General features: G+C 54.5%; 1 protein-coding gene. It reads left to right on the forward strand.

Translation table 11 applies throughout. The annotated features are described in order from the left end of the window. The first annotated feature begins 165 nt into the window (after positions 1-165). Positions 166-696, forward strand: a complete 531-nt coding sequence (locus ORL50_RS28720) for a cupin (protein WP_266020079.1) — start codon at positions 166-168, stop codon at positions 694-696. Position 697: the final 1 nt, after the last annotated feature.

Consider the following 697-nt stretch of genomic DNA (forward strand, 5'->3'; position numbering starts at 1 on the left):
TGCCAGACGACCTACACAAAGCACACTCCTTGACCATTATTCTTTCTACAGGAGAGCGCTTGAACGGCACGGTGGCTCACGCCCGCCGACTGGAAAATGCTGATTTGGAGTTGCAAATCGATACATGAAAATCCATCGCAGCATCTAGGTTTCGGAGATCCTTAAATGAAAAAACCGCGAACTGAGACAGCTACCGTTCAAACCCTGATGTTTGAACGCAACCAATGGGTTCCCAACAACCCGCACCTGCCGATACTCGTTTACCCAACCGCGATTGCAGTTCAGGGCGACGATCCGGCTGCACTGTTCGAGCGAATTTTCATTGCCAATGGCTGGCCACCACAATGGCGAAATGGGGTTTACAGCTACCACCATTACCATACTGAAGGTCATGAAGTACTTGGCATCGCAAGTGGTCGGGCTCGGTTGATGCTGGGTGGCCCGGATGGTCATGTACTTGAAGTCAGTCCAGGCGACGTGTTGCTACTGCCTGCCGGCACTGGCCATTGCAATTTAGACTCAAGCGAAGACTTTCTGGTCGTCGGTGCTTATCCGCCAGGGCAACATGCAGATATCTGCCGCGAGGCGCCAACCAGAGCACAACTGGCGGGTATCGACACGCTGCCGTTTCCCGACCAGGCTCCGGTGCAAGGCTCGCAAGGCGCCGTACACCGGTATTGGGCTGCCCAGCGTTGAA

Origin of the sequence: Pseudomonas sp. RIT-562, assembly GCF_026241895.1 — a bacterium.
GTDB classification, from domain to species: domain Bacteria; phylum Pseudomonadota; class Gammaproteobacteria; order Pseudomonadales; family Pseudomonadaceae; genus Aquipseudomonas; species Aquipseudomonas mandelii_F.

What these genes read in the sequence shown, in the direction of transcription:
- ORL50_RS28720 (WP_266020079.1), top strand. Translation starts at nt 166, where the DNA reads ATGAAAAAACCGCGAACTGAGACAGCTACCGTTCAAACCCTGATGTTT.